Origin of the sequence: Thalassobaculum fulvum, from assembly GCF_014652915.1 — a bacterium.
Classification (GTDB): Bacteria; Pseudomonadota; Alphaproteobacteria; order Thalassobaculales; family Thalassobaculaceae; genus Thalassobaculum_A; species Thalassobaculum_A fulvum.
On the sequence record NZ_BMZS01000002.1, the window covers coordinates 298,816 to 323,351 of the forward strand.

Annotated in this window: 21 protein-coding genes; 13 read left to right on the forward strand and 8 right to left on the reverse strand. The window is 68.7% G+C overall.

The window, feature by feature from the left end:
- Positions 1 to 17: 17 nt before the first annotated feature.
- Positions 18 to 389, reverse strand: a complete 372-nt coding sequence (locus tag IE246_RS04600) for a DUF2852 domain-containing protein (protein WP_189987762.1) — start codon at positions 387 to 389, stop codon at positions 18 to 20.
- A gap of 101 nt (positions 390 to 490) precedes the next feature.
- Complete coding sequence (locus IE246_RS04605) at positions 491 to 1,141, reverse strand: TetR/AcrR family transcriptional regulator (protein WP_189987763.1); 651 nt, start codon at positions 1,139 to 1,141, stop codon at positions 491 to 493.
- 195 nt (positions 1,142 to 1,336) lie between these two features.
- Between IE246_RS04605 and IE246_RS04610 the strand changes: the two genes are divergently transcribed.
- Positions 1,337 to 2,830: a P-loop ATPase, Sll1717 family gene (locus IE246_RS04610; protein WP_189987764.1), complete on the forward strand. Its 1,494-nt coding sequence runs from the start codon at positions 1,337 to 1,339 to the stop codon at positions 2,828 to 2,830.
- Positions 2,831 to 2,860: 30 nt separating this feature from the next.
- On the opposite strand, the gene IE246_RS04615 is transcribed toward IE246_RS04610, so the two are convergent.
- Entirely contained in the window at positions 2,861 to 3,331 is a 471-nt protein-coding gene (locus IE246_RS04615; protein WP_189987765.1) for a nucleoside deaminase, read from the reverse strand.
- A gap of 124 nt (positions 3,332 to 3,455) precedes the next feature.
- Here IE246_RS04615 and IE246_RS04620 point away from each other — a divergent pair, with 124 nt between their 5' ends.
- The 5 genes from IE246_RS04620 to IE246_RS04640 all read left to right on the forward strand — a co-directional run bounded on the left by IE246_RS04620 (position 3,456) and on the right by IE246_RS04640 (position 7,263).
- Positions 3,456 to 4,667, forward strand: coding sequence for a urate hydroxylase PuuD (locus IE246_RS04620; RefSeq protein ID WP_189987766.1), 1,212 nt, complete (start codon positions 3,456 to 3,458; stop codon positions 4,665 to 4,667).
- A complete protein-coding gene (gene uraD, locus IE246_RS04625; RefSeq protein WP_189987767.1) occupies positions 4,664 to 5,551 on the forward strand; it encodes a 2-oxo-4-hydroxy-4-carboxy-5-ureidoimidazoline decarboxylase in 888 nt (295 codons plus the stop codon). The genes IE246_RS04620 and uraD overlap by 4 nt, the downstream gene beginning before the upstream one ends.
- A 141-nt stretch (positions 5,552 to 5,692) precedes the next feature.
- Positions 5,693 to 6,049, forward strand: coding sequence for a hypothetical protein (locus IE246_RS04630; RefSeq protein ID WP_189987768.1), 357 nt, complete (start codon positions 5,693 to 5,695; stop codon positions 6,047 to 6,049).
- Between the two features lie 99 nt (positions 6,050 to 6,148).
- Positions 6,149 to 6,763, forward strand: a complete 615-nt coding sequence (locus tag IE246_RS04635; protein ID WP_189987769.1) for a Spy/CpxP family protein refolding chaperone — start codon at positions 6,149 to 6,151, stop codon at positions 6,761 to 6,763.
- 29 nt (positions 6,764 to 6,792) lie between these two features.
- Positions 6,793 to 7,263 (forward strand): DUF411 domain-containing protein, encoded by a 471-nt coding sequence (locus IE246_RS04640; RefSeq protein ID WP_189987770.1) that lies wholly within the window; start codon positions 6,793 to 6,795, stop codon positions 7,261 to 7,263.
- Positions 7,264 to 7,309: 46 nt separating this feature from the next.
- On the opposite strand, the gene IE246_RS04645 is transcribed toward IE246_RS04640, so the two are convergent.
- From IE246_RS04645 to IE246_RS04655, 3 genes are all read right to left on the reverse strand, one after another.
- Entirely contained in the window at positions 7,310 to 8,491 is a 1,182-nt protein-coding gene (locus IE246_RS04645; protein WP_229836390.1) for an MFS transporter, read from the reverse strand.
- A 150-nt stretch (positions 8,492 to 8,641) separates the two neighbouring features.
- Positions 8,642 to 9,559, reverse strand: coding sequence for a hypothetical protein (locus IE246_RS04650; RefSeq protein ID WP_189987771.1), 918 nt, complete (start codon positions 9,557 to 9,559; stop codon positions 8,642 to 8,644).
- A 20-nt stretch (positions 9,560 to 9,579) separates the two neighbouring features.
- Positions 9,580 to 10,338 (reverse strand): hypothetical protein, encoded by a 759-nt coding sequence (locus tag IE246_RS04655; protein WP_189987772.1) that lies wholly within the window; start codon positions 10,336 to 10,338, stop codon positions 9,580 to 9,582.
- 417 nt (positions 10,339 to 10,755) lie between these two features.
- On the opposite strand from IE246_RS04655, the gene IE246_RS04660 reads away from it, so the two are divergent.
- The 6 genes from IE246_RS04660 to IE246_RS04685 all read left to right on the forward strand — a co-directional run bounded on the left by IE246_RS04660 (position 10,756) and on the right by IE246_RS04685 (position 18,670).
- The gene (locus tag IE246_RS04660; RefSeq protein ID WP_189987773.1) at positions 10,756 to 11,787 is read left to right on the forward strand and encodes an ABC transporter substrate-binding protein; all 1,032 of its coding nucleotides are present in this window, start codon (positions 10,756 to 10,758) and stop codon (positions 11,785 to 11,787) included.
- Between the two features lie 199 nt (positions 11,788 to 11,986).
- Positions 11,987 to 12,793: an ABC transporter ATP-binding protein gene (locus tag IE246_RS04665; protein ID WP_189987774.1), complete on the forward strand. Its 807-nt coding sequence runs from the start codon at positions 11,987 to 11,989 to the stop codon at positions 12,791 to 12,793.
- Positions 12,790 to 13,560: an ABC transporter permease gene (locus tag IE246_RS04670; protein WP_189987775.1), complete on the forward strand. Its 771-nt coding sequence runs from the start codon at positions 12,790 to 12,792 to the stop codon at positions 13,558 to 13,560. The genes IE246_RS04665 and IE246_RS04670 overlap by 4 nt, the downstream gene beginning before the upstream one ends.
- 45 nt (positions 13,561 to 13,605) lie before the next feature.
- A complete protein-coding gene (xdhA, locus tag IE246_RS04675) occupies positions 13,606 to 15,009 on the forward strand; it encodes a xanthine dehydrogenase small subunit (protein ID WP_189987776.1) in 1,404 nt (467 codons plus the stop codon).
- A 199-nt stretch (positions 15,010 to 15,208) separates the two neighbouring features.
- The gene (gene xdhB, locus IE246_RS04680) at positions 15,209 to 17,521 is read left to right on the forward strand and encodes a xanthine dehydrogenase molybdopterin binding subunit (RefSeq protein ID WP_189987777.1); all 2,313 of its coding nucleotides are present in this window, start codon (positions 15,209 to 15,211) and stop codon (positions 17,519 to 17,521) included.
- A gap of 195 nt (positions 17,522 to 17,716) precedes the next feature.
- Positions 17,717 to 18,670, forward strand: coding sequence for a DUF6602 domain-containing protein (locus IE246_RS04685; protein WP_189987778.1), 954 nt, complete (start codon positions 17,717 to 17,719; stop codon positions 18,668 to 18,670).
- A gap of 188 nt (positions 18,671 to 18,858) precedes the next feature.
- Here the strand turns inward: IE246_RS04685 and IE246_RS04690 are convergent, their stop codons facing one another.
- Positions 18,859 to 21,180: a molybdopterin guanine dinucleotide-containing S/N-oxide reductase gene (locus IE246_RS04690; RefSeq protein WP_189987779.1), complete on the reverse strand. Its 2,322-nt coding sequence runs from the start codon at positions 21,178 to 21,180 to the stop codon at positions 18,859 to 18,861.
- A 197-nt stretch (positions 21,181 to 21,377) separates the two neighbouring features.
- Between IE246_RS04690 and IE246_RS04695 the strand changes: the two genes are divergently transcribed.
- Positions 21,378 to 22,805: an amidohydrolase gene (locus tag IE246_RS04695; protein WP_189987780.1), complete on the forward strand. Its 1,428-nt coding sequence runs from the start codon at positions 21,378 to 21,380 to the stop codon at positions 22,803 to 22,805.
- Positions 22,806 to 22,983: 178 nt separating this feature from the next.
- Here IE246_RS04695 and IE246_RS04700 read toward each other — a convergent pair whose 3' ends face one another.
- A complete protein-coding gene (locus tag IE246_RS04700) occupies positions 22,984 to 24,477 on the reverse strand; it encodes an ABC-F family ATP-binding cassette domain-containing protein (protein WP_189987781.1) in 1,494 nt (497 codons plus the stop codon).
- Between the last annotated feature and the right edge of the window lie 59 nt (positions 24,478 to 24,536).

The following is a 24,536-nucleotide window of genomic DNA, read 5'->3' on the forward strand; positions in this document are numbered from 1 at the left end:
GGGCTGATCTGCAGTGTTCAGGCGCCCGGGGCCTCGGGGGCCGGGCCGTCGGGGCGGCGGCCTCGCTGCTCCGCCATGAACTGGTCGAACTCGGCCTTGTCCTTGGCCCTGCGAAGCCGGTCGAGGAAGTCCACGAACTCCTTCTGCTCGTCCTCGAGGCGCTTGAGGGTCTCGGCACGGTACTCGTCGAACGCGCTGTTGCCCGTGCTCGCCCGCTTCTCGCCGTGCCACCACTGGCCCCGGCTACGCTTCCAGCATCCCATTCGTCCGCTCCAGATCAGATAGGCCAGAACCGCCAGACCGGCCGGCCAGAACACGATGAACCCGAACACCATCAAACCGATCCAGGCCGGCTTGCCGATGTCGTCCAGCTTCTCAACGATCGCCATGACCACACCATGTTAATGTTAGTAACATTCACATGGCCCGGCGCGTACCGCGGTTCAAGAACCGACGGACGAAAAATCGGACGGGCGGACCGCAGAGCGCGTCACCCCTTCGTCGCGCCCAGTCCCAGCCCCTTGAGATAGACCAGCACCCCGGCCTCGAGCAGCTCCTCGGGCGCCATCGGCAGCTTGCGGCGGCCGGCGTCGCCGCGGCCGAACAGCGAGGCGATGCCGTGCGCCATCGACCAGAGATGCAGGGCGACCATCATCGCCGGCGGCCGCGGCACCCCGGCGGGGGCATGGCTGCACAGCGCCTCGGCGGCCTTGCGGATCACCGCGAACGCCCGGTCGGCGGCCCTGCGCAGTTCGGGATCGGAATCCAGGTCGACCCCGGCCTCGAACATCGCCGAGTAGTGCGCCGGCTCGTCGCGCGCGAACGCCAGGTAGGCGCGGCCGGTGTTCTCGAAGGCGGCGAAGGTGTCGGGCCGGCCGTCGTTCCAGGCCGCGTCCAGGCGCTGCTCGAACAGCTCGAAGCCGCGGCGGGCGACGTCGGCGAGCAGCGCCTCGCGGTCGCGGAAGTGCCGGTAGGGGGCAGCCGAGCTGACCCCGGCCGAGCGCGCGGCGTCGGCGAAACTGAAGCCGGACGGACCCTTCTCGGCGATCAGCGCCAGCGCCGCCTCGATCAGCGCCTCGCGCAGGTTGCCGTGGTGGTAGCCGCGGCGCCGTCCGCCCGATCCGTCCTTCGACCAGCCCATGACTTCACTTATTCGCTGGGCAGTTCCCTCCGGTCAAACTCGAACTTTCGATGCGACCGACCATCTACGTTATGATCCAGCCGGCTCCCGCAAAGCTTGCATTCTCGCTGGTTTAGCCGATGATGCTTGGATTGGCAGTTTGTCCGTATTCGCCTGACAACAAGCAATAGGCTCAACCGTCAGAATGGGAACATAATGGCAACGCCGGTATCAGGCACTGGAAAAAAGCGCGTTTTTGCATTCGACCCTCAGACCGTCAGAGATCTTTTTGGTTCTCTTGACGCTGAACAGGAAAGCATCGAAAAATTCGAAGAGTATTTCGTAACAAATGGCTTCTACGAGGCCTTTTCAGCGGAGTTTCCGCTCCGCATAGCCGTTGGCAACAAGGGTAGCGGCAAGAGTGCAATGCTTCGCGCCCATCGCATTGAAAGACTTCAGAGCGATGAAATAATACCAGTTATCATGGATGCCTCTGATCTATACAATCGAACCGATTCCGTTTCCGATAACATGCTGAAGGCCGTTAGCGAATGGAAAAATGTATTTGCGCGTGAAGCAATGGCGCATCTTGTGACATCCAGCGCATCCGATATCACTGACAATCGAATATCTGAGCACTTAAGAAGCTTACCAGAGTTTTTATCATATGCATCGAAGTACATTTCAAGAAAATCACAAGGCGCATCAGATATATTTGTTAGAAATAATGTTAATTTATCGAAAGTGAAATCTATTGTTTTTTATTTAGACGACCTTGACAGAGGATGGGACGGCAGTCCGAAAGCACTTCACTACATAAATTCCATGCTGAATGCGTGCTTTGATATCAGCAGGCGGGAGAAGAATATCAAATTCAAAATTGCAATCAGATGGGATATGTGGGATATGCTATCTCGTAATAACTCTGATATTGATAAAATCAGAGAGAACACTATATTTCTTCGCTGGTCAATACATGATATTTATGTCGTGATTGCAAATCGAATTGCAAAATATTTTAATATTCAATTTGATTACCGTAAGTTTTTGAATTCTGATGCCTCACAAGAAGAAATTGCACGGATATATAATGCAGTAATCGTACCTAGATTTGACGGGTACGGAAAATGGGAAAACGCGCCCACTCGGCACGTTCTGCTTTCTATGGTAAGAAGCAGGCCGCGAGATCTCATTACTTTACTTACAATGGCAGCATCTGAAGCTCACGTAAAATCCAATAATATAATATCATCAACGAATTTGAACGATATATTCCCAAGATACTCTGAAGATAGGTTAAATGATCTTGGAGTTGAGTTTAGAACAAGACTTCATGGGCTTGAACACCTTCTAACATCATTCAAGCCAGCTAAATCTACCGGCAAAGCTACTGAGCATTTCCGCTATACAAATGATAAACTTATTACTCATATCAAAGATACCTTACGGATTCATGGAGCTAGAATTCGATTCTCTGATGAACGCGGCACGCCTGATTTTCGACGAATCATTGATTTCTTGTATAGAATTGACTTTCTCCAAGCTTGGTACAAGCAATCTGATGGAACAATTGAGCGCATCAATTTCCAAGAGCGCCAAACCGTCGTATCAGATGCAGTTGATTTCGGGTATTCTTGGGAGGTTCTGCCCGCATATCGCTGGGCTATTCAACCAACGAAAATACAAGATGTCCTCGCGTCGCTGGACTAAACAAAACCTTAAATCCATCTCGATAAATTATTAGTACGGGTTCTTGTCGGGGTTCTCGTACCACTGCCGGAACACCGCCCGGGCCTCGTCGCGCAGCAGGTTGACGGCCGGCAGCGCCCGCTCGCCGATCGGCAGCGCCACCTGCTCGTAGAACCAGGCGTCGTCGAACCCGATCTCGGCCGCGTCGGCGCGGGTGTTGGCGTAGACCATGCGGTCGATCCGGGCCCACAGGATCGCGGTCAGGCACATCGGACACGGCTCGCAACTGGTGTAGACCACCGCGCCGGACAGGTCGTGGGTGCCCAGCCGCGCGCAGGCCTCGCGGATCGCCACCATCTCGGCATGCGCGGTCGGGTCTTGGTCGGTGGTCACCCGGTTGACGCCCTCGCCGACGATCTCGCCGTCGCGCACCACCACGGCGCCGAACGGCCCGCCCTCGGCGGACACGGCGTTGCCGCGGCTCAGCTCGATGGCGCGGCGCAGGAAGGTTTCGTCCGTCATGACGGTCTCCGGTGCAATCGGGATACGAGTATGACGCGGCCGGCCGCCGCCGCGAAGCTTGCTGGCCGATCGGGCCGCCGTGTAGCGTGACGGTTCCGGGTGCGGCAAGGGCGGGAACGGCGAAATGGATGCGGTGGTCGTCGCTTGGGCCGAGATGACGGTGCGCTGGCTGCACGTCGTCGCCGGCATCGCCTGGATCGGCAGCTCGTTCTACTTCATCGCCCTCGACCTCAGCCTGCGCCGGCGCGACGGCCTGCCCGACGGCGTCCAGGGTGAGGCCTGGCAGGTCCACGGCGGCGGCTTCTACAACATGGTGAAGTACCTGGTGGCGCCGGCCCGCATGCCCGACGAGGTGACCTGGTTCAAGTGGGAGGCCTACACCACCTGGCTGAGCGGCTTCGCCCTGCTGGTGCTGGTCTACTACCTGGGCGCCGAGCTGTTCCTGGTCGACCGCACGGTGATGGCGCTCGATCCGAATGCCGCGATCGCGCTGAGCCTGGGCGCCCTGCTGGCCGGCTGGCTGATCTACGAGGCGCTGTGCCGCTCGCCGCTGGGCCGCAACGCCACCGCGCTGTCGCTGGTCGGCTACGTCTTCCTGGTGGCCGCCACCTGGGGCCTGACCCAGGTGTTCAGCGGCCGCGCCGCGTTCGTGCAGATCGGCGCGCTGATCGGCACCATGATGGTGGCCAACGTGTTCGTGGTGATCATCCCGAACCAGAAGAAGACGGTCGCCGCCCTGCTGGCCGGCGAGAAGCCGGACCCGGCGCTCGGCGCCCAGGCCAAGCAGCGCTCGGTGCACAACAACTACCTGACCCTGCCGGTCATCCTGCTGATGGTCAGCAACCACTACCCGCTGCTGTTCGCGACGAAATACAACTGGGTGATCGTCGCCGTCCTGCTGACGCTCGGCCCGGTCATCCGGCACTTCTTCAACGCCCGGCACGCCGGCAAGGGCAGCCCATGGTGGACCTGGGGCGTGGCGGCCGCCGGGCTGGCGCTGATCGGCTGGCTGTCGGCCGCCGGACCGCGCGACGAGGTGCTTGGCTCCGGCGCCTCGCCGGCCCCGGAATTCGCCGCGGTCGAGGAGATCGTGATCTCCCGCTGCAGCATGTGCCACGGCGACTACGCCGCCTGGGACGGCATCCCCGCGGCCCCGAAGGGCGTCAAGCTCGACACGCCCGAGCGCATCCGCGCCCATGCCCAGATGATCGGCCTGAACGCCGTCCGCTCGTCGGCCATGCCGCCCGGCAACGTCACCGACATCCGGCCCGAGGAGCGGGCCGTGCTGGCCGCCTGGCTGGCCGCCGGCGCGCCCGGCCCGGAGCAGCAGCGATGACCGACGCCATCACCCTCGACGACCTCAACCGCCTGGACGACGCCGGCTTCGTTTCAGCGCTCGGCGGGGTGTTCGAGCACGCACCCTGGGTGGTCGAGGCGGCCGCCTCCGGCCGGCCGTACGCCAGCCTCGCCGACCTCCACGCCGCGCTCTGCGCCGCCATCCGCGGGGCTCCGGTGGAGCGTCGCCTGGCGCTGGTGCGCGGCCACCCGGACCTGGCCGGCAAGGCCGCCCGGGCCGGCGACCTGACCGACGAATCCACCGCCGAGCAGGCCAGCGCCGGGCTCGACCGGCTGACCGACGCCGAGTTCCAGCGGTTCCACGAGCTGAACGCCGCCTACCACGCCAGGTTCGGGTTCCCGTTCATCGTCTGCGTGCGCCGGCACGGCAAGGAATCGATCCTGCGCCGGTTCGCCCGGCGACTGGACAACACCCCGGAGGCCGAGCTCGCCACCGCGCTCGAGGAGGTGCTGCGGATCGGCGCCCTGCGGCTCGACCAGAAGGTGACCGCCGCCGACCGGCTGCCGGTGGTGGGCCGGCTGTCGACCCATGTGCTCGACACCCATCGCGGCCGCCCGGCCGAGGGCGTGGCGGTCGAGCTGTTCGAGCTGTGGGGCGAGGAACGGCGCCCGGTGGCGCGCGGCATGACCAACGCCGACGGCCGCACCGACGCGCCGCTGATCGCCGGCCGGCCGCTGCCGATCGCCCGCTACGAGCTGCGCTTCGACCTCGCCGGCTACTTCGCCGGGCTGGAGGTGCCGCTGGCCGACCCGCCGTTCCTGGACGTGGTGCCGATCCGGTTCGCCATCGCCGAGCCCGAGGGCCACTACCACGTGCCGCTGCTGGCCACGCCCTGGGGCTACACGACCTACCGGGGGAGCTGAGCGGTATCGTCGCTTGACCTGCATCAATGGTTTCGGCCCGGCGGCGGCGCAGGGTTGCGCGAGCGACGATGCGAAGCCATCTCGGCAGGGAACAGTCGGACCGGATCGATGCAGGGCTGCGGCAGTCTGATACGTGTGGCGATGGCGTGCCTGCTGGTGCTGGCATCGCTGGTCTCCGCCCCCGCCCCGGGCTTCGCCGAAATCCATCCCGGCATGGCCGCGGCGTCGTGCGCGGAAGGCGGCGAGGGGACAACCTGCGTCGCCAGCATCGGCCGTGACCGCATGACCACCGACGACGGCGATTGCCGCGGCGATCCTGCCGGCGACCGCCATTGCTGTTCCCACCCCCAATGCCTGTCCGCCTACGGCGCCCCGCCGCCGCACGGCGCAGTCGTGTCGACCGGCCCCGGGACTCCGGCAAACCGGTCGTCGGCGGTGGACCGGCTCGTCGGCGCCGAGCCCGATCCCGGCATGCGTCCGCCGAAATCCGGCGCCTGACGCGGCCGGGGCGAGACCCTGCCCCGGCTTTCCGTCGATGCATCACCCGTTGACCCGGGCCGCCCGCCGTTCGGCGCTGAGCGCCCTCTGGAGAATGCCATGACCCGCTTCCTTCGCATGACACTTCCCGCCGTCGCGCTGCTGGCGGCAACCACCGTCGCCCAGGCCCAGACCCAGCAACCGGCGCACCATTCGGCCGGACAGGCCGGACAGGCCGGACCGGCCGCGACGACCGACCAACCGACCCCGCCGGCCGCCATGGGGGGCGGCATGATGGGTGGCGGCATGATGGGCGGCTCGATGGGCCCCGCCATGATGCAGCAGATGCATGGCGGCGCCGGCGGCATGCCGATGATGGCGATGATGCGCGGCGGCATGGGCCTGCCGTTCGAGCATGTGGAAGGGCGCATCGCCTTCCTGAAGGCCGAAATCGGCATCACCGAGGCCCAGCAACCGGCATGGGACGCCTTCGCGACCGCCCTGCGGGCGAACGCCGAGACCATGCGGGCCATGCACCAGAAGATGGCCGAGCGGATGCAGTCGGGCGTTAAGCCCTGGCCCGACCGGATCGCCGGAATGGCCGCCATGATGTCGGCCCGCGGCGACGCCCTGAAGACGGTCGAGCAGGCGGTCCGGCCGCTGTACGATGCCCTGTCGGAGGATCAGCGGGCCAAGGCCGATGCGCTGCTGTCCGGCCCCATGGGCATGATGTGACATACCGGCCGCGCGCCTTGGAGGTATCGATGACCATCAGAAGGTCCCTGCGCTCCGCCGCGGCCGGTCTCCTGGCCCTCGGTGCCGTCGCGTTCAGCGTGCCGCTCGTCGCGGCCATGCCGGCCGCGGCGCAGGAGGAGGTCGAGGTCTGGAAATCGCCCAGCTGCGGCTGCTGCGCCGGCTGGGTCCGGCACATGCAGTCCGCCGGCTTCTCGGTGAAGGTGCACGACGTCGACGACGTGCAGCCGATGAAGGAGATGGCCGGCGTGCCCGACCAGTACGCCTCGTGTCACACCGCCAGGGTCGGCGGCTACACGGTCGAGGGCCACGTGCCGGCGTCCGACGTCCGGCGCCTGCTCGCCGAGCGCCCGAAGGCGCGCGGCCTGTCGGTGCCCGGCATGCCGGCGGATGCGCCGGGCATGGACGGCCGGACCGGGGAACCCTACGCGGTCGTGCTGTTCGGCGCCGAAGGCGGCGACAAGGTGTACGCCCGGTACTGATCCGACCGCTCGTCGGGACCGCCCGCGGCGACCTCTCCGCGGGCGGTCACCGTCGCCGGCTCGACGCGATCGCCAGGAAGAAGCTGACCGCCGCCACCGCCAGCAGGCCGAGCAAGCCGATGCGCACGGCGTCGTAGCCGGCGACCGACCAGACCGCGGCGGCCAGGGTCGGCGCCATCGCGCTGGCGGTGATGAACGGCAACGCCAGCGCCCCGGAGATCGCGCCGAAGCCGTCGCGCCCCAGCACCGTCGCCGACACCACCGGACGGGTGATCGCGGTGACGCCGTAGCCGGCCCCCTCCAGGATCACGAACACCGCCAGCAGCACCGGCGAGGCCTCGGCCAGGATCAGCGCCACCACCCCGCCCGCCATCAGCGCGAACGACAGGCCGCACACCACGTTCATCGAGACCCGGCGCTCGACCGACATCATCAGCAGCCGGCCGACCACCTGCATCGGCCCGATGCCGGACGCCGCCAGCACCGCCACCCCCGGCGACACCCCGCGCTCGGCCAGCATTGGCAGCAGGTGGGTGATCAGGATGCCGTGGTTCAGCGCGATCATCGGGAACGCCGTCGCCAGCAGCCAGAACGCCGGCCGCCGCAGCGCCGCGTGCAGGGCGCCGGAGCCGGCCCGGGCGGGCCCGACCCGCAGGTCGGCGGTGCCGCGGTCGGCATCGCGCCCGCCGAGATGGAACAGCGGCGTCGCCACCACCAGCATCATCGCCGCGAACGCCAGCACCGCCGCCCGCCAGCCCCACGGCCCGGCGATCGCGTTGGCGCCGGCGAACGCCAGCGCGCTGGCGAAGCCGGTGACCAGGGTGATCAGGGTCAGCACCCGCCGGGCGTCGGCGCCCTGGGTCCGCACCAGGAAGGCCGAGCACGGCTCGTACAGGCAGGCCGCGGCGGCGACGCCGAGCACCGCCCACACCGCATAGAACTGCCAGACTTCGCGGACCTGCGAGAGCAGCGCGACCAGCACCGCCGCCGCCACGGTTCCCCAGGTCAGCAGCCGCACCCCGTGGCCGGCGTCGATCAGCCGGCCGGCGACCGGGGCGGACGCGGCGGAGATCAGCACCGCCAGGGTGAAGGCGCCGGCCAGCGTGGTCTTCGACCAGCCGAGATCGGCCTCCCAATGGGTCAGCAGGGCCGGGAACAGGTAGAGCGTGCCGGCCCACACCACGGTCTCGGCAATGGCCAGCGACCAGACGGCGCGGCGGCTGATCACGCGTTGTATCCGGTCACAAACCGCCCCCGGGCGTTGCTGCGCGCTGGGCGTCTATGGCCCCACCAGCCGAGATAAGCGCGTCCGCACGGCTGCGATCAAGAGGCAGTGCCGGCCGCGACCGGGAACTGGACCCTGTTCCGCGAGCCCCGCTTACCGCTCGAGCTGGCGATGCGCGATCCAGACGTCCCCGAGGCCCTTCCTGGTTTCGAACCCGAGCTTCTTGTTCCTGGCCGCGGCAGTGAAGAAGTCGTCGGTGCGGTCGCGGAGCGCGGTCGGGACTTCGGGAACGGCCTGATCGTTCTTCGGCAGACCGGATACCGATTCGACGTTCTTGAAGTAGTCGCCGAAGAGTCCCGACTGCCGGATCTCGATCTCCTTGCCATAGAACCGCGCCACATCCGCGATCATGACGTTGCTCGCCGCCGTCGAATAGGCAGCGTACTGCTTGGCCGCGGCAGCATTGCCCAGCCCCTGCTCGTAGGCCGCGAGATCTGCGGTGATTTCGGCGAAGTCCACGATGTCCTGTTCATCCGTCCGATCGCTGACATGGGCTGCGAGAGCGCTTGCCACAGCCACCGAGTTCGTCAATCCGGCGACGTCTATCGGCTGCAACGCGACGCTCTTCGCGACGATCCGGCGCAGCCGTGACTGCGCAAGTTCCGACAGATGCCGCAGGTGGGTGTAGACGATGCTGATCCGGGCCGGATCCACAGAGCATCCCCTGAGGCGCGCTTGCGGCTGGGCGGGCGTGACACTGTAGCTGTCGCGGCGAACCGGCGAGACCTGCACGAGCTTGGTCAGGACCGACGACGTGTCGCACGGGATCTCGCACCGCAGCACACCGTTCTCGTCGCCGATGTCGTCGCAGGCGGCTCCGTGCGGCGACACGGCCGAGAACTGCAGGTCGGTCATGATCGCCTCTGCACCGTCGGCCTCGATCTTGTGTCCGTTGAAGGTCAGGACGACCGATTCGGCGACCGCCACACCGCCCCGGCCGGCCAGACCGGCCGCAAGCAGTACACCGACCAGCCATCGAATGGTGCGTATTCGACAGGATGCCCGTGACATAGCCACCCCCGCTGGCAACATCATTGTGTGGTCGACCGCAGCCGGGTCGCAATCGCGGTCAGGATCAGAAAGACGGCGCAGAGCGCCGCAAACCTGGACCACGGCCCGAGCCTCGGCCAGAGATTGAAAACCGACGCCCGCTCGGCGCGGCAAACGACCGGGCTGACCCCACTTGCCTTCGCAAGCTGGATTGGCTCGTACAGAACGAAGACATCGAGGCGGTCACCGGCACCTGACTTGGCGACGTTCTTCTCGACCAGGACACTGAAGGCGTAGGAGAGGTTCTGGTTGAAGTCGGCGATCTTTACGACAACGTCGGAAAACGGGGCCGCTTCCTTGTTGGTTGAGGCTGGGTCCTTGCAGAGGTCGCCCGGGCAGGGCTGGCCGGACAGACCGTGAAACGCCAAGTTCTCGGCTTGGTAGTCGCGCTCGAAGACCACGCCGCGAAGCGCCTTCTGCGTGCCCGTCGAGAATCCCAGGTTCAACGTCTGCGGCGCGTTGCCGACGGCGATCAGCCTCACGGGCACGACCGTAGTGCCCGGATCCTTCCCGCGCTGCGGGGCATCCTTCTCGATGATCAGGCGACACTCGTCGAACCAGGCAGCGAAGATCGCCTTCAGCGACGTCTCGCTCAAGGCGACGAACGGAACGATCAGCGCCAGCACCGCCGTTGCGATAGGCTTTGACCACAGCTTCTTGACGGCCTCCCAACCGCCCGACGACCCCGGTTCCCGGGGCGGGTCAGCCGCGCCTTCGTCTTTGGGCGGAGCAACAGACATCTACCGACCCTCATCGACCTGATCGTTTCGGTGCAGATCGTCCTGATGACCAATCGAGCAACGGCGCAGAGTCACTCTGTCCAAGACAATCATTGCCGCTCGACTTCGACCCACTCTCGGAAGTCTTGCACCGCAGTCACTGCCGTCGCAACCTCTGATAGGCTAAGGCCCGGTCCACCGGCGGGCTGCCCGGACTTGTGCGGACACTTCGCCGTCGGCGAAATCCGTTTCGGTCCGACAGCATCCGGACGACCGCACTGGCGTATGATTGAGCACTGCAGACGCTCTTCTGCCCTCGCCTTGGGCACCGGATCGCGGCGGCGCTCGACGATCCGCCGCTTGGGCCGATGGCACAGGGCTTGCGGATCGGGCGGGCGCTTCGCCGGCGGACGGCGGCAACACGAGGGAGCAGGGACCATGCGGATGCATCGGATCGGCGCGGCGATGGCCGCATTTGCGACGTTTGCGGTATTCACCCTGGCCACGGCCGGAGCGGCGCTCGCCGACACGGCGGTCAAGTTCGCGCTGGACTGGAAGTTCGAGGGACCGTCGGCGCCCTACTTCGTCGCCATCGACAAGGGCTACTACAAGGCCGAGGGGCTGGACGTCACCGTCGACACCGGCCCGGGCTCGGTCGCCGGCATCGGCCGGGTGGCCGCCGGCACCTACCCGCTCGGCTTCTTCGACATCAACTCGCTGGTGAAGTTCCGCGACCAGAACCCGGACAAGGCGGTCAAGGCGGTGCTGATGGTCTACGACCGGCCGCCGTTCGCGATCGTGACGGTTGCCAGGACCGGCATCGCCAAGCCGAAGGACCTGGAGGGCCGCATCCTCGGCGCCCCGGCCCCCGACGGCGCCTACGCCCAGTGGAAGGCGTTCGTGAAGGAGAACGGCATCGACGCCGCCAAGGTGACCATCGAGAACGTCGGCTTCCCGGTGCGCGAGCCGATGCTGGCCAACGGCGACGTCGACGCCATCACCGGCTTCTCGTTCTCGTCCTACTTCAACCTGCAGCTCCGCGGCGTGAAGCCGGAGGACATCAAGGTCATGCTGATGGCCGACTACGGCCTGGTGCTGTACGGCAATGCCATCATGGTCAACCCGGAGTTCGCCGCCGCCAACCCGGAGGTCGTCGCCAGGTTCGTGCGCGCCACCATCAAGGGCATGCAGGACACGGTGAAGGACCCGGACAGCGCCATCGACTCGGTCATGAAGCGCAACGAGACCGCCGACCGGGCGACCGAGCTGGCCCGCCTGAAGATGGCGATCCGCGACAACATCGCCACGCCGTGGGTGATGGCCAACGGCTTCGGCGCCGTCGACCCGGCTAGGCTGGCCGCCTCGATCGACCAGATCGCGGTGACCTACGAGTTCACCAACCGCCCGAAGCCGGAGGACGTGTTCACCGCCGAATACCTGCCGGCGGCGGCCGACCGCATGCTGAAGTAGTGGCCGTGGCGATGGAGCGGCGGGTGGGTCCCGGATCGTCCCGCTTCGGCGGGCCGTCCGGGATGACGACAGGGGGTGGGGGAATTCCGCCCATCCTTCCGCATCTATCGTCGCCCTTTCTCCGCCGTCATCCCGGGCCGGTTCGCCGCAGGCGGAACGGACCCGGGACCCACGTCGCGACGGGCATCGGAGCCCCTGCATGAGCACCCCCTTCGTCGCCCTCGACGACGTCACCCTGACCTACCCCGGTCGATCCGGTGGGGGCGCATCGGGCGACGTGACGGCCCTGCAGGGTGCCAGCCTTTCGGTCGGGCGCGGCGAGTTCGCCGCCGTGGTCGGCCCGTCGGGCTGCGGCAAGTCGACCCTGATGAAGCTGGTCACCGGGCTGGTACGGCCGACCGCCGGCCGGGTCGCGGTCGACGGCGCCGCGGTCGGGGGGCCGGTGAAGATCGCCGGCATGGCGTTCCAGAACCCGAACCTGCTGCCGTGGCGCTCGGTGATCGACAACGTGCTGCTGCCGCTGGAGATCGTCGAACCGCACCGCCGCCGGTTCCGGGCCGAGAAGAAGCAGTACCGGCAGCGCGCCGAGGAGCTGCTGGCGACCGTCGGCCTCGGCGGCTTCGGCGACCGCTTCCCGTGGGAGCTGTCGGGCGGCATGCAGCAGCGCGCCTCGCTGTGCCGGGCGCTGATCCACGAGCCGGCGCTGCTGATGCTGGACGAGCCGTTCGCCGCCCTCGACGCCTTCACCCGCGAGGAGCTGTGGTGCGTGCTGCGCGACCTCTGGCAGCGCATCGGCTTCACGGTGATCCTGGTGACCCACGACCTGCGCGAGGCCGCGTTCCTGGCCGACACCATCCACGTGATGAGCGCCCGCCCCGGCCGGATCGTCACCACCCGCCGGGTCGAGTTCCCGCGCCCGCGCGACCTCGAGGTCTGCTTCGAGCCCGGCTTCGTCGACCTGGTGCACGAGCTGCGCGGCCGCATCGCCGATGTGAGGGCGGCATGACCGCGACCCTGGAACGCCTGGCGCCGGTCTGGTTCACCGTCGCCCTGTTCGCGGTCTGGGAGGCGACCTGCCGGCTGCTGGAGGTCGACCCGTTCATCCTGCCGGCACCGTCCGAGGTGTTCGGCGCCCTGGTGCAGTACTGGCGGCCGGTGCTGCGGCATTCGCTGGTGACGCTGTGGACCACCATGGCCGGCTTCGCTCTCGCGGTCGTCTTCGGCATCGCGCTGGGGCTGGTGGTCGGCTGGTCGCGCACGGTCTACCGCGGCATCTACCCGGTGATGGTCGGCTTCAACACCATCCCCAAGGTGGCGGTGGTGCCGGTGCTGGTGATCTGGTTCGGGATCGGCGAGGTCCCGGCGATCCTGACCGCGTTCCTGATCTCGTTCTTCCCGATCGTGGTCAACGTCGCCACCGGCCTCGCCACCATGGAGCCGGAGCTGGAGGACGTGCTGCGCGCGCTCGGCGCCCGCAAGCTCGACATCATGCTGAAGGTCGGGATCCCGCGGACCACGCCGTACCTGTTCGGCGCGCTGAAGGTGGCGATCACGCTGGCCTTCGTCGGCTCGGTGGTGTCCGAGACCATCGCCGCCAACGCCGGCATCGGCTTCCTGATGGCGCAGGCCGGCTCGAACTTCCAGATGCCGCTGGTGTTCGCCGGGCTGGTCGCGCTGGCGGTCGAGGGCATCGCCATGTACGGCGTGTTCGCGCTGGTCGAGCGCCGGATGACCCGCTGGGCATTCCGCTCGTCGGGCAGCGCCGCGGCGTAGTCGGCGGCGTCTGGCGCTTGCCCGCAACGCGTGTAAGCTGACCGGATGATCAAGGGAGCGGTCCGGTTCCGGCTGAACGGGCAGGAGGTCGCGGTGGAGCGCACCTCGCCCACCGCCACCGTGCTCGACTGGCTGCGCGAGACCCGCCACCTGACCGGCACCAAGGAGGGCTGCGCCGAGGGCGACTGCGGCGCCTGCACGATCGCGATCGCATCGGCGGGCGGCGGTTGGCGCGCCGTCAATTCCTGCCTGATGCTGCTGCCACAGCTCGACGGCTGCTCGGTAGTGACGGTCGAGGGGCTCGGCGGGCCGGACGGCACGCCGCACCCGGTGCAGACCGCGCTCGCCGAGTCCGACGCGACGCAGTGCGGGTTCTGTACGCCCGGCTTCGCCATGGCGATGTTCGCCTACGGCCAAGGGGGCGAGCCGGCCGACGACGGCCTGATCCACGAGGCGCTGGCCGGGAATCTCTGCCGCTGCACCGGCTACCGGCCGATCGTCGAGGCCTGTCGGATCATCGCCGTCGGCGCGCCGGTCGCGGCCGGCGATCCGATCCGGGCCGGCACCGCGTTCGGCGACGGCTCCCGCCGGTTCCTCGCACCCGACACCCTCGACGAGCTGACCGCGGTCGCGGCCGCCCACCCGGATGCCTGGATCCTCGGCGGCGGCACCGACCTCGGCATCGCCGTCACCAAGCGCCGCGCCCGGCCGGACGTGGTGATCTCGACCGCCCGGGTGCCGGAGTTGCGGCGGATCGAGACGACCGGCGACGCGCTGGTGCTCGGCGGCGCCGTCACCTACAGCGCGGCGCTGCCGCATCTCGACGCCGCCTTCCCGGCGTTCGGCGCGCTGGTGCGGCGGATCGGCTCGCGGCAGATCCGCAACCTCGGCACGATCGCCGGCAACCTGGCGAACGCCTCGCCGATCGGCGACACCCCGCCCTGCCTGATGGCGCTGGACGCCGCGGTCGAGCTGGTCTCGGCCGCGGGCCGGCGCACGGTGTCGGCCGACGGCTTCGTGACCGGTTACCGCCGGACCGTGCTGCGGCCCGGCGAGGTGATCGCGGCGATCCGCATCCCCCGCCTGGCAGCCGGGCAGCACTTCGTCGCCTACAAGCTGTCGAAGCGTTTCGACCAGGACATCTCGGCAGTGGTCGCCGCGTTCCGGCTGACGGTCGCGGACGGGGTGCTGACCGAGCTGCGGGCGTACTACGGCGGCATGGCCGCGACCACGGCGCGCGCGGCGGCGGTCGAGGCGGCGCTGGTCGGCCGGCCGTGGACGGTCTCCGCGCTCGCCGGCATCGAAGCGGCGGTGGCGCAGGACTTCAGCCCGATCGACGACCAGCGCGCGACCACGAAGTACCGGCTGGCGGCGGCCGCCAACCTGCTGCGCCGGCTGCAGATGGAGACGTGCGACGCGCCGGCCCCGGTCCGGCTGGAGGCGCTGTGATGTTGGGCACGAGGCAACGCCCGTCGCTTCGTGGGTTCCGGATCCGTCTCGCCTACGGCGATCCGGTCCGGAATGACGACAATGAAGGTCGGGAAGCGGGCAGCCTCTTCTTCTGTCGTCATTCCGGACGGGCGCGCCGCCCCGGCGCGGTCGATCCGGAACCCACGAAGCGACCGGCCTCTGTCACCGCGGAGGCCCCATGAACGCCCCCACCTCCCCGCGCCGCGGCGCGCACGCCTCGGTCCGGCACGACAGCGCCGCCGGGCACGTCAGCGGCCGGGCGGTGTATCTCGACGACATGCCGCTCCCCACCAACGCCCTGCACGCCGCCCTGGTGCTGAGCCCGCACGCCCACGCCCGGATCCGCGCGATCGACTTGGCCGCCGCGCTGGAAGTGCCCGGCGTGGTCGCCGCGGTCACCGCCGGCGACATCCCCGGCGTCAACGATATCGGCCCGATCCTGAAGGGCGAGCCGGCGCTGGCCGAGGGCGTCGCCGAGTACGCCGGCCACCCGGTCGCCGCGATCGCCGCCGAGACCCTGGAGGCGGCCCGCGAAGCCGCCGCCCTGGTCGCGGTCGACTGGGAGGAGCTGCCGGCGGTGCTGAGCGTCGAGGAGGCGCTGGCGGCGGAATCGTTCGTTGCCCCGCCGCAGGTGATGGCGCGCGGCAACCCGGAAGCCGCCCTCGGCCTCGCGCCGTTGCGGCTGTCGGGCGAGGTGCGCTGCGGCGGCCAGGATCATTTCTACCTGGAGGGCCAGATCGCCATCGCGGTGCCGGGCGAGGACCGCGACATGCAGGTCTATTCCTCGACCCAGCACCCGACCGAGGTGCAGCACGGCGTCGCCCACCTGCTGGGCCTGCCGTTCGCCCAGGTGACCGTCGAGGTGCGGCGCATGGGCGGCGCGTTCGGCGGCAAGGAGAGCCAGGCGACCATAATCGCCGGCATCGCCGCCCTGCTGGCCTGGAAGGCCGGACGGCCGGTCAAGCTGCGCCTGCCCCGCGACGACGACATGCTGGCCACCGGCAAGCGCCACCCGTTCCTGATCCGCTACGACGTCGGGCTGGACGCCGACGGCCGGCTGCTGGCCCTGGACCTCGTGCTGGCGGGCGACGCCGGCAACATCGCCGACCTGACGCCGGCCGTAGTCGCCCGCGCGCTCTGCCACTCCGACAACTGCTACTGGATCCCCGACATCCGGGTGACCGGCCTCGCCTGCAAGACCAACAAGGTCTCGAACACCGCGTTCCGCGGCTTCGGCGGGCCGCAGGGCATGTTCGCGATCGAGGCGATCCTCGACGACGTGGCGCGGCACCTGAAGCTGCCGCTCGACACCGTGCGGGCCCGCAACTTCTACGGCGTCGAGGCGAACAACGTCACGCCCTACGGCATGACGGTCGAGGACAACATCATCGAGCGCGTGACCGGCGAGCTGGCGCGCAGCGTCGACCTGCCCGGCTGGCGCGCCGCGGTCGACGCCTTCAACGCCAGCAGCCCGGTCGTGAAGAAGGGCCTGGCGACGGTGCCGGTGAAGTTCGGCATCTCGTTCAACCTGCCGACCCTGAACCAGGCCGGCGCCCTGGTGCACGTCTACACCGACGGCAGCGTGCACCTGAACCACGGCGGCACCGAGATGGGCCAGGGCCTGTTCGTGAAGGTCGCCCAGGTGGTGGCCGAGGCGTTCAAGATCGACGTCGACAGGGTCCGGGTGTCGGCCACCAGCACGGCCAAGGTGCCGAACACCTCGGCGACCGCGGCGTCGTCGGGGTCGGACCTGAACGGCATGGCGGCGCTGGCCGCCGCAGAGACCATCAGGGGCCGCATGGTCGAGGTGATGGCCGAGCGCTTCGGCGTGCCGGCCGGCGAGGTGACGTTCGACGACGGCCGGGTGTTCGCCCGCAACGAGAGCCTGTCGTTCGGCGAGCTGGCGCAGCTCTGCTGGAGCCGTCGGGTGTCGCTGTCGTCGACCGGCTTCTACCGCACCCCGAAGATCCACTGGGACGCCGCCACCTGCACCGGCCGGCCGTTCTTCTACTTCACCTACGGGGCGGCGGCGGCCGAGGTGGCGATCGACACCCTGACCGGCGAGCTCAGGGTGCTGCGCGCCGAGCTGCTGCAGGACTGCGGAAATTCGCTGAACCCGGCGATCGACCGCGGCCAGATCGAGGGCGCGTTCGTGCAGGGCATGGGCTGGCTGACCTCGGAGGAGCTGTGGTGGGACGACCGCGGCCGGCTCGGCACCCACGGCCCGTCGACCTACAAGATCCCCGGCTCGCGCGACGTGCCGCCGGTGTTCAACACCCGGCTGCTGGCGGACGCCCCGAACCGCGAGGCCACGGTGATGCGCTCCAAGGCGGTCGGCGAGCCGCCGCTGATGCTGGCGCTGTCGGTCTGGCTGGCGATCCGCGACGCGGTGGCGAGCGTCGGGCCGCCGGGCGCGAAGGTCGAGCTGGACGCCCCGGCGACGCCGACCCGGGTGCTGGCGGCGGTGGAGCGGGTCAGGGGTGGGGGATAGCGGGAGAGAAACCAAGCGACCGGAGTCGACCCATTGCCGCCGTCGGCGCTTCAGGATCGTGATGGCGGCTTTTGGCACAAAGAGGATATTGCCTGGGTCGAAATTCCCTTCGTGATTTCCTAGGCACGGCGTCAGTCAAGAATTCACACGTTATGATGCCGGTTGTCGGACCTGATTTCAGAAAGGCATCGAAGCATGCCCGATCACGACCTTCATAGTTTCATGGCGCAGATTACGAATGAGATGGGATCTGAATACGATCGTATCTACGCACGCGCTGCACAGGATCCCGGGACCGCAGGCGATGAAGGCGAGGAAAATTGGGCAAGACTTTTCAAGGAGTGGTTGCCGCCAGCCTATCACGTCGAGACCAAGGGCAGGCTGATCGGACACGACGGGCGGATGTCGCCGCAGATCGACGTCGTTGTGCTTAAGCCTGCGTACCCAAGAAAGCTCCTGGAGAAGAAGATCTGGTTGGCAGGCGGTGTGGCTGCAGCGTTTGAATGCAAGACCACTATCACCGCCGCGCACGTGACAGCGTCGATAATAAGATGCGCTGAATTCAAGGGGCTTTACGCCCCCCGAGAAGGGAGCCCGCGCGTTGAACTCCGATCACCGCTCATCTATGGACTTCTTGCGCATTCTCACAGTTGGAAGGGTGAAAAATCAAAACCCATCGAGAATATCCAAAGTGCTCTTGAGGCGACGGCGTCCAAAGTTGCGCATCCTCGGCTCGAGATGGATGTCCTATGTGTCGCTGATCTGGCGACTTGGTCCAAGATGTTGATATCGCGCTACGAGGCTGCTTGGAATCCAGACACCGAAGCAGAGTTGACTAAGGTGTTCGGTGCCGCATGTGGTCCAATGACGGCAATGAGCTGCAGTTCGCACGATTCAGCATCGCAAGATACCACCTTCCGTCCGGTTGGTGCCCTGCTCAACGACCTGACCCGCCAAATTGCATGGGCAGACCCGAACGTCCGTGACATTGCCGACTACTTCCGACTGGCGAATCTTGGAGGAAGCGGATCTGGCTCAATGCGACCATGGCCTCTCTCAACTTATTCTTCGACTGTCGCTCGGGAGATTGCGGCGGGCAGGCTCTCGAATGGAGTGCCATGGGATGAATGGTCAATCGGAGGACTGTGATCACCGTGACTGGTAGGATACAGGATTACCGTGGCGAAACTCGTCAAGCCGCTATGGTCTCAATTGCCGGCTGCGCTCCCTGACAAGCAAAGACCGCTTTGTGGCGCCTATCTGACATTGCCAGTTCGGTTCCCGAACGACCGCTTCCCACCCAAACCCGCCAACCCTGCTCCTTTCCAGAGCCTCCCCTACGCCCCCACCGGCGGCACATGGGCCCGAACCGCCGGCGCCTCGCCGGCGTATTTCTCGCACTCCACCACGGTGACCTGGCCGCAGCAGCCCTGGGCCAGGCGCGAGGTGCCGACGTCGCGGGTCAGGACGTTCGGGTTGCCGTGCACGCAGAACGCGCCGGCCTCGTCATCCACACCCTCGCCGCCGGGCGCCGGGTCGAACCAGGCGCCGGTCGGCAGGTGGACCACGCCCGGCATCACCGCGTCCGACAGCTCGGCCGCCGCCAGGCAGGCGCCGCGGGCGTTGAAGATCCGGATCACGTCGCCGGTCGCGATGCCGCGGGCCGCCGCGGTGTCCGGGTGCAGGCGCGCGACCTCGCGGCCGCCGACCTTGCGCGACTGGCTGTAGCCGCCGAAGTCGAGCTGGCTGTGCAGCCGGGTCGCCGGCTGGTTGGCGATCAGCCACAGCGGTGCCGCTTCGTCCGGCTGCTCGGTCGACGGCATCCACACCGGGTGGCCCGGACAGTCGTCGTAGCCGAAGCCGGCGATGGTCTCGGAGAAGATCTCGATCCGGCCGCTCGGCGTCGGCAGCGGGTTGGCCTCCGGGTCGGTGCGGAAGCCGCGCAGCATGCCGCCGTCGTCGGGCGCCTGCGGCAGCTCGATCGACTCGCGCTCCCAGAACGCCTCGAACGACGGCGCGTCGGCCCCGAGCTCGGCCAGCGCCCGGCGGGTCGGCTCGTACAGATGGGCCAGCCACTCCATCACCGTGCGGCCCTCGGTGAACGCCGCCCCGGCCTGCAGCCGCTCGGCCAGGTCGGAGAAGATCGCGTAGTCGTCGCGCGCCTCGCCGACCGCCGGCGCGACCCGCCGCATCGCGACCATCAGCGGGTCGGTGCCGGCAGCGCCGATGTCGTCGCGCTCCAGGGTCATGGTCGCCGGCAGCACGACGTCGGCGACGCGCGCCATCGGCGTCCAGGCCAGATCGTGCACCACGATGGTCTCCGGCCGGTCGAAGGCGCGGTGCAGGCGGGCCAGGTCCTGGTGGTGGTGGAACGGGTTGCCGCCGGCCCAGTACACCAGCCGGATGTCGGGATACTCGAGGCGGCGGCCGTTGTAGTCGAACGGCGCCCCAGGGTTCAGCAGCATGTCGGAGATGCGGGCGACCGGGATGAACGCCTCGACCGGGTTCCGGCCCTGCGACAGGGTCGGGGTCGGGACCGCGACGTTGCGCCGGCCGGTGTGGCCGAGGGTGCCGAGCGCGTAGTTGTAGCCGCCGCCCGGCAGGCCGATCTGGCCGACCATCGCCGCCAGCGCCGCCGCCGCCCACACCGGCTGCTCGCCGAACTCGGCACGCTGCAGGGAATGCGAGACCACGATCAGGCTGCGCCCGGCCACCAGGGCACGGGCGAGTTCGCGGATGGTGTCGGCCGGCACGGCGGAGATCGCCGCCGCCCAGTCCGCGTCCTTCGGCCGGCCGTCGGTCACGCCCCGCAGGTAGCGGGCGAACGGCTCGAAGCCGGTGGCGTAGCGGTCCAGGAACGCCCGGTCGTGCCGGTCCTCGGCAAGCAGGGTGTGGGCCATCGCCAGCATCACCGCCACGTCGGTGCCGGGGCGGAGCGGCAGCCACTCGGCGGCAGCCTCCTCCGGCAGGTCGTCGCGCTGCGGGCCGACGGTGACGAAACGGCAGCCGCGCCGGGCCGCCGCCAGCATGGCGCCGGGCTCGACGTGCCGGCTGATGCCGCCGCCGGCGATCATCGAGTTCTTCACCGCCATGCCGCCGAACGCCAGCACCAGGTCGGTGTGCTCGCGGATCTGGTCCCAGGTGACGTTGCGCCGCGACACGCCCTCGAACGAGCCCAGGATATGCGGCAGGATCACGCCCGAGGCGCCGGCGCTGTAGCTGTTGACCGAGCGGACGTAGCCGCCGCAGGCGACGTTCAGGAACCGGTGGATCTGGCTCTGGGCGTGGTGGAAGCGGCCGGCGCTCGACCAGCCGTAGGAGCCGCCGAAGATCGCCTGCGGCCCGAAGCCGTCGCGCACCCGCGCCAGCTCGCCTGCCAGCAGGTCGAGCACGGTGTCCCACTCGCACTCGACGAACGGATCGCCGATCCGCCGGCGCTGCGGACCCGGGCCGTTGTCCAGCCAGGCCTTGCGCACCATCGGCTTGCGGATCCGGGCCTGGTGGCGGAGCGCGCCGCGGAAGTTGCCGAGGATCGGCGACGGTGCCGGGTCGCCCGGATACGGCGTGATCTCGACGTCGCGGCCGTCCCAGTGCGCCGCGAACGTCCCCCAGTGGGCGCTGTGCAGCACGGAATCGGGGTGCGGCTTCGACTGGAACATGGGGTCACCGTGAGGATGTGGAGTGGTTTCGGCGGGCGGGACTCAAACCTGCGCGCGATCCCGGGCCGGCGCAACGCCGGGATGCCGGCCGCCGACAACATTCCGATCCCCTTGCGCCCGCATCTGTGGAATCCTTGCCGACTTGCCCGCCTTTCGCGCCATGCGCGCGGCCATTCCCCCATCGCTTGGAACCCGTCATGCAGAACGTCGAACCGATCCTGTCCCACATCGACAGCCACCGCTCCGACCTGGTCGAGCTGTCCGACCGCGTCTGGGGGATGCCCGAGACGCTGTATGCCGAGTACCGGTCCTGCGCCGAGCACACGGCGGTGCTGAAGGCCAAGGGCTTCAGGGTGTCCGAGGAGCTGGCCGGGATCCCGACGGCGGTGATGGGCGAGGCCGGCGAAGGCGGGCCGGTGATCGCGATCCTCGGCGAATACGACGCCCTGCCCGGCCTCAGCCAGGTCGCCAACATCGCCGAGCCGAAGGAGCTGGTCGCCGGCGGTGCCGGCCACGGCTGCGGCCACAACCTGCTGGGCTCGGCCGCCCTGCTGGCAGCCTGCGCGCTGAAGGACTGGCTGGAGCAGACCGGCACGCCGGGGCGGGTGCGCTACTACGGCTGCCCGGCCGAGGAGGGCGGCGCCGCCAAGGCGTTCATGGTGCGCGACGGGTGCTTCGACGACGTCGACGCCGCGATCTCCTGGCACCCGGGCGGCATGACCCAGGTGTTCGGCGCCCACAGCCTGGCCAACACCCGCATCGACTTCACCTTCACCGGCCGCACCAGCCATGCCGCCGCCTCGCCGCATCTCGGCCGCAGCGCGCTCGACGCGGTCGAGCTGATGAACGTCGGCGTGAACTACATGCGCGAGCACATGCCGAGCTCGGCCCGCATCCACTACGCCTACCTGGACGCCGGCGGCACCGCGCCGAACGTCGTCCAGGGCACCGCCAAGGTCCGCTACACGGTCCGCGCCACCGACCTGCCGGGCATGCTGGCGCTGGTCGAGCGGGTCAAGAAGATCGCCGAGGGCGCGGCCCTGATGACCGAGACCACGGTGAAGCCGCAGGTGATCTCGGCGGTCTCCAACCTGCTCGGCAACACCCCGCTGGAAGAGGCGATGGAGCAGGTCATGCAGGGGCTGGGCGGGGTCGAGTTCGACGACGCCGACCGGGAGTACGCCCGGCAGATCCAGGCCACCCTGACGCCCGAGGACATCGCCGCCAGCTACCATCGGGCCGGCATCGAGCCGCGCACCGGCGAGGCGCTGTGCGACTACGTGGTCCCGCGCGACCTCAAGGGCGGCGGCATGATGGGCTCGACCGACGTGGCCGACGTGTCGTGGGCGGTGCCGACCGTGCAGGCCCGGGTCGCGACCGTCGCCATCGGCACCCCCGGCCACACCTGGCAGATCACCGCCCAGGGCATGGCGCCGGCCGCCCACAAGGGCATGACCTTCGCCGCCCAGGTGATGGGGGCGACGGCGCGCATGCTGTTCACCGACGAGCTGCTGTTGGCGCGCGCCAAGAAGGACCACCGCGACCGGCTGGCGAAGCAGCCCTATGTCTGCCCGATCCCGGCCGAGGTGAACCCGCCCCTGCAGCCGCGCCCGGCCGCGGAGTAAGGGTTCGTCCGAAGACGGCGCGGCGGGTGGGTTCCGGAGCCATCCCGCCACAGGCGGTCCGGTCCGGAATGACGGAGGGTAAGGAGGAGATCCCTCTCCCCCTCTCGTCATTCCGGACGAACGCGCCGCTCCGGCGCGGTCGAGCCGGAACCCACGATAGCGGGAGCCGTCCCGACGCTCACCCCGGCGGACCGTCCAGCTCGATCAGCCGTTTCCCCTCGATCCGCCAGAACCGGTTGCCGACGTTCTCGACGAACCGGCGGTCGTGCGAGACCAGCAGGCAGGCCGCCTCGCGGGCGCACAGCTCGGCCTCCAGCGCCTCCTGGCCCTCGATGTCCAGGTGGTTGGTCGGCTCGTCGAGCATGTAGAAGTTCGGCCGCTGCAGGCGCAGCACCAGCATCGCCAGCCGGGCCCGCTGCCCGCCGGACAGGGCCGCCACCGGACGGACCTGCAGGTCGAGGCCGACGCCGGCGCCGGCCAGCAGGGACCGCGCCCGCTGGTCGCCGATCTCGAACCGGCCGGCGACCAGTTCGAACGGCGTACGGTCGCGGTCCAGCCGGGTCAGTTCCTGGTCGCAGATCCCCGGAACGATCGAGCCGGCGGCCCAGAAGCCCGGCGCCGGCATTCCTTCCACGGCCGACGCGACCGCCGCCAGCAGCCGCGACTTGCCGGCACCGTTGGCCCCCAGCACCACCACCCGGTCGCCGGGCGCGATCGCCAGCCGCCCGGTCCGGAACAACGGCCGCCCGTCCGGCGTGCCGACCTCCGCCCCGTCCAGCACCAGCAACGCCCGGACATGGGCGCCGCCGTCCGACAGCCGGACCGTACCGGCCGACAGCTCGCGGTGCGCCGGTTGCGCCGCCTCCTCGATCCGCTCGGCCCGGGCCTTGAGCTGCCGGGTCTTCACCTGCAGCAGGTCCGAGCCGGAGTTGATGCCGATGTTGTTCAGCTTGGCGGCCTGCCGGCGCAGCTTGGCCGCCTCCTGCAGGTCGGCGGCGTGCCGGCGCGCGGTCGCGGCGTCGGCTTTCGCCAGCGCCTGCCGGGCCGGCGAGAACGGCAGCGCGTAGAGCTGCGAGCCGCGCTCGCGCAGGAACAGGGTGCGGGTGGTGACCGCATCCAGGAAGGCGCGGTCGTGGCTGGCGACGATCAGCGCCATGTCGCCCGGCAGGCCGGCGATCCACGCCTCCAGCCCGGCGATCCGCTCCAGGTCGAGATGGTTGGTCGGCTCGTCCAGCAGCAGCAGGTCGGGCTCGGCGACCCGCGCCCGGGCGAGCTGCGCCATCCGCCGCCAGCCGCCGCTCAGCTCGGCGAGCGGCCGGTCGCGCAGGTCGTCGGGAACCGCCAGCTCGTCCAGGGTGACGTCGGCCCGCCACGCCTCCCAGTCGCGGGTGTCCGCGGGCAGCCCGTCGAGGGCGACCGCCCGCAGCGTCAGCGGCAGCAGCGCGTCAGGGTTGTCCTGGCGCACCAGCGCGGTCCGCAGCCCGCGTGCCCGCACGATCCGGCCGGCGCTCGGCTCGAGCCGGTCGGCGAGGCAGCGCAACAGGGTCGACTTGCCGCGCCCGTTGGCGGCGACCAGGCCGAGCCGGTCGCCCTTGGCGAGGGAGAAGGTGAGGTCCTGGAACAGCGGCGCACCCAGGGTGACGCCGAGGCCGGTGAGGCTGATCAGGGTCATGATGCCGTCTTTCGGGATCCGCCCGGAGCGAACTCCGGAAATGGCGCAGAGCGCCGACC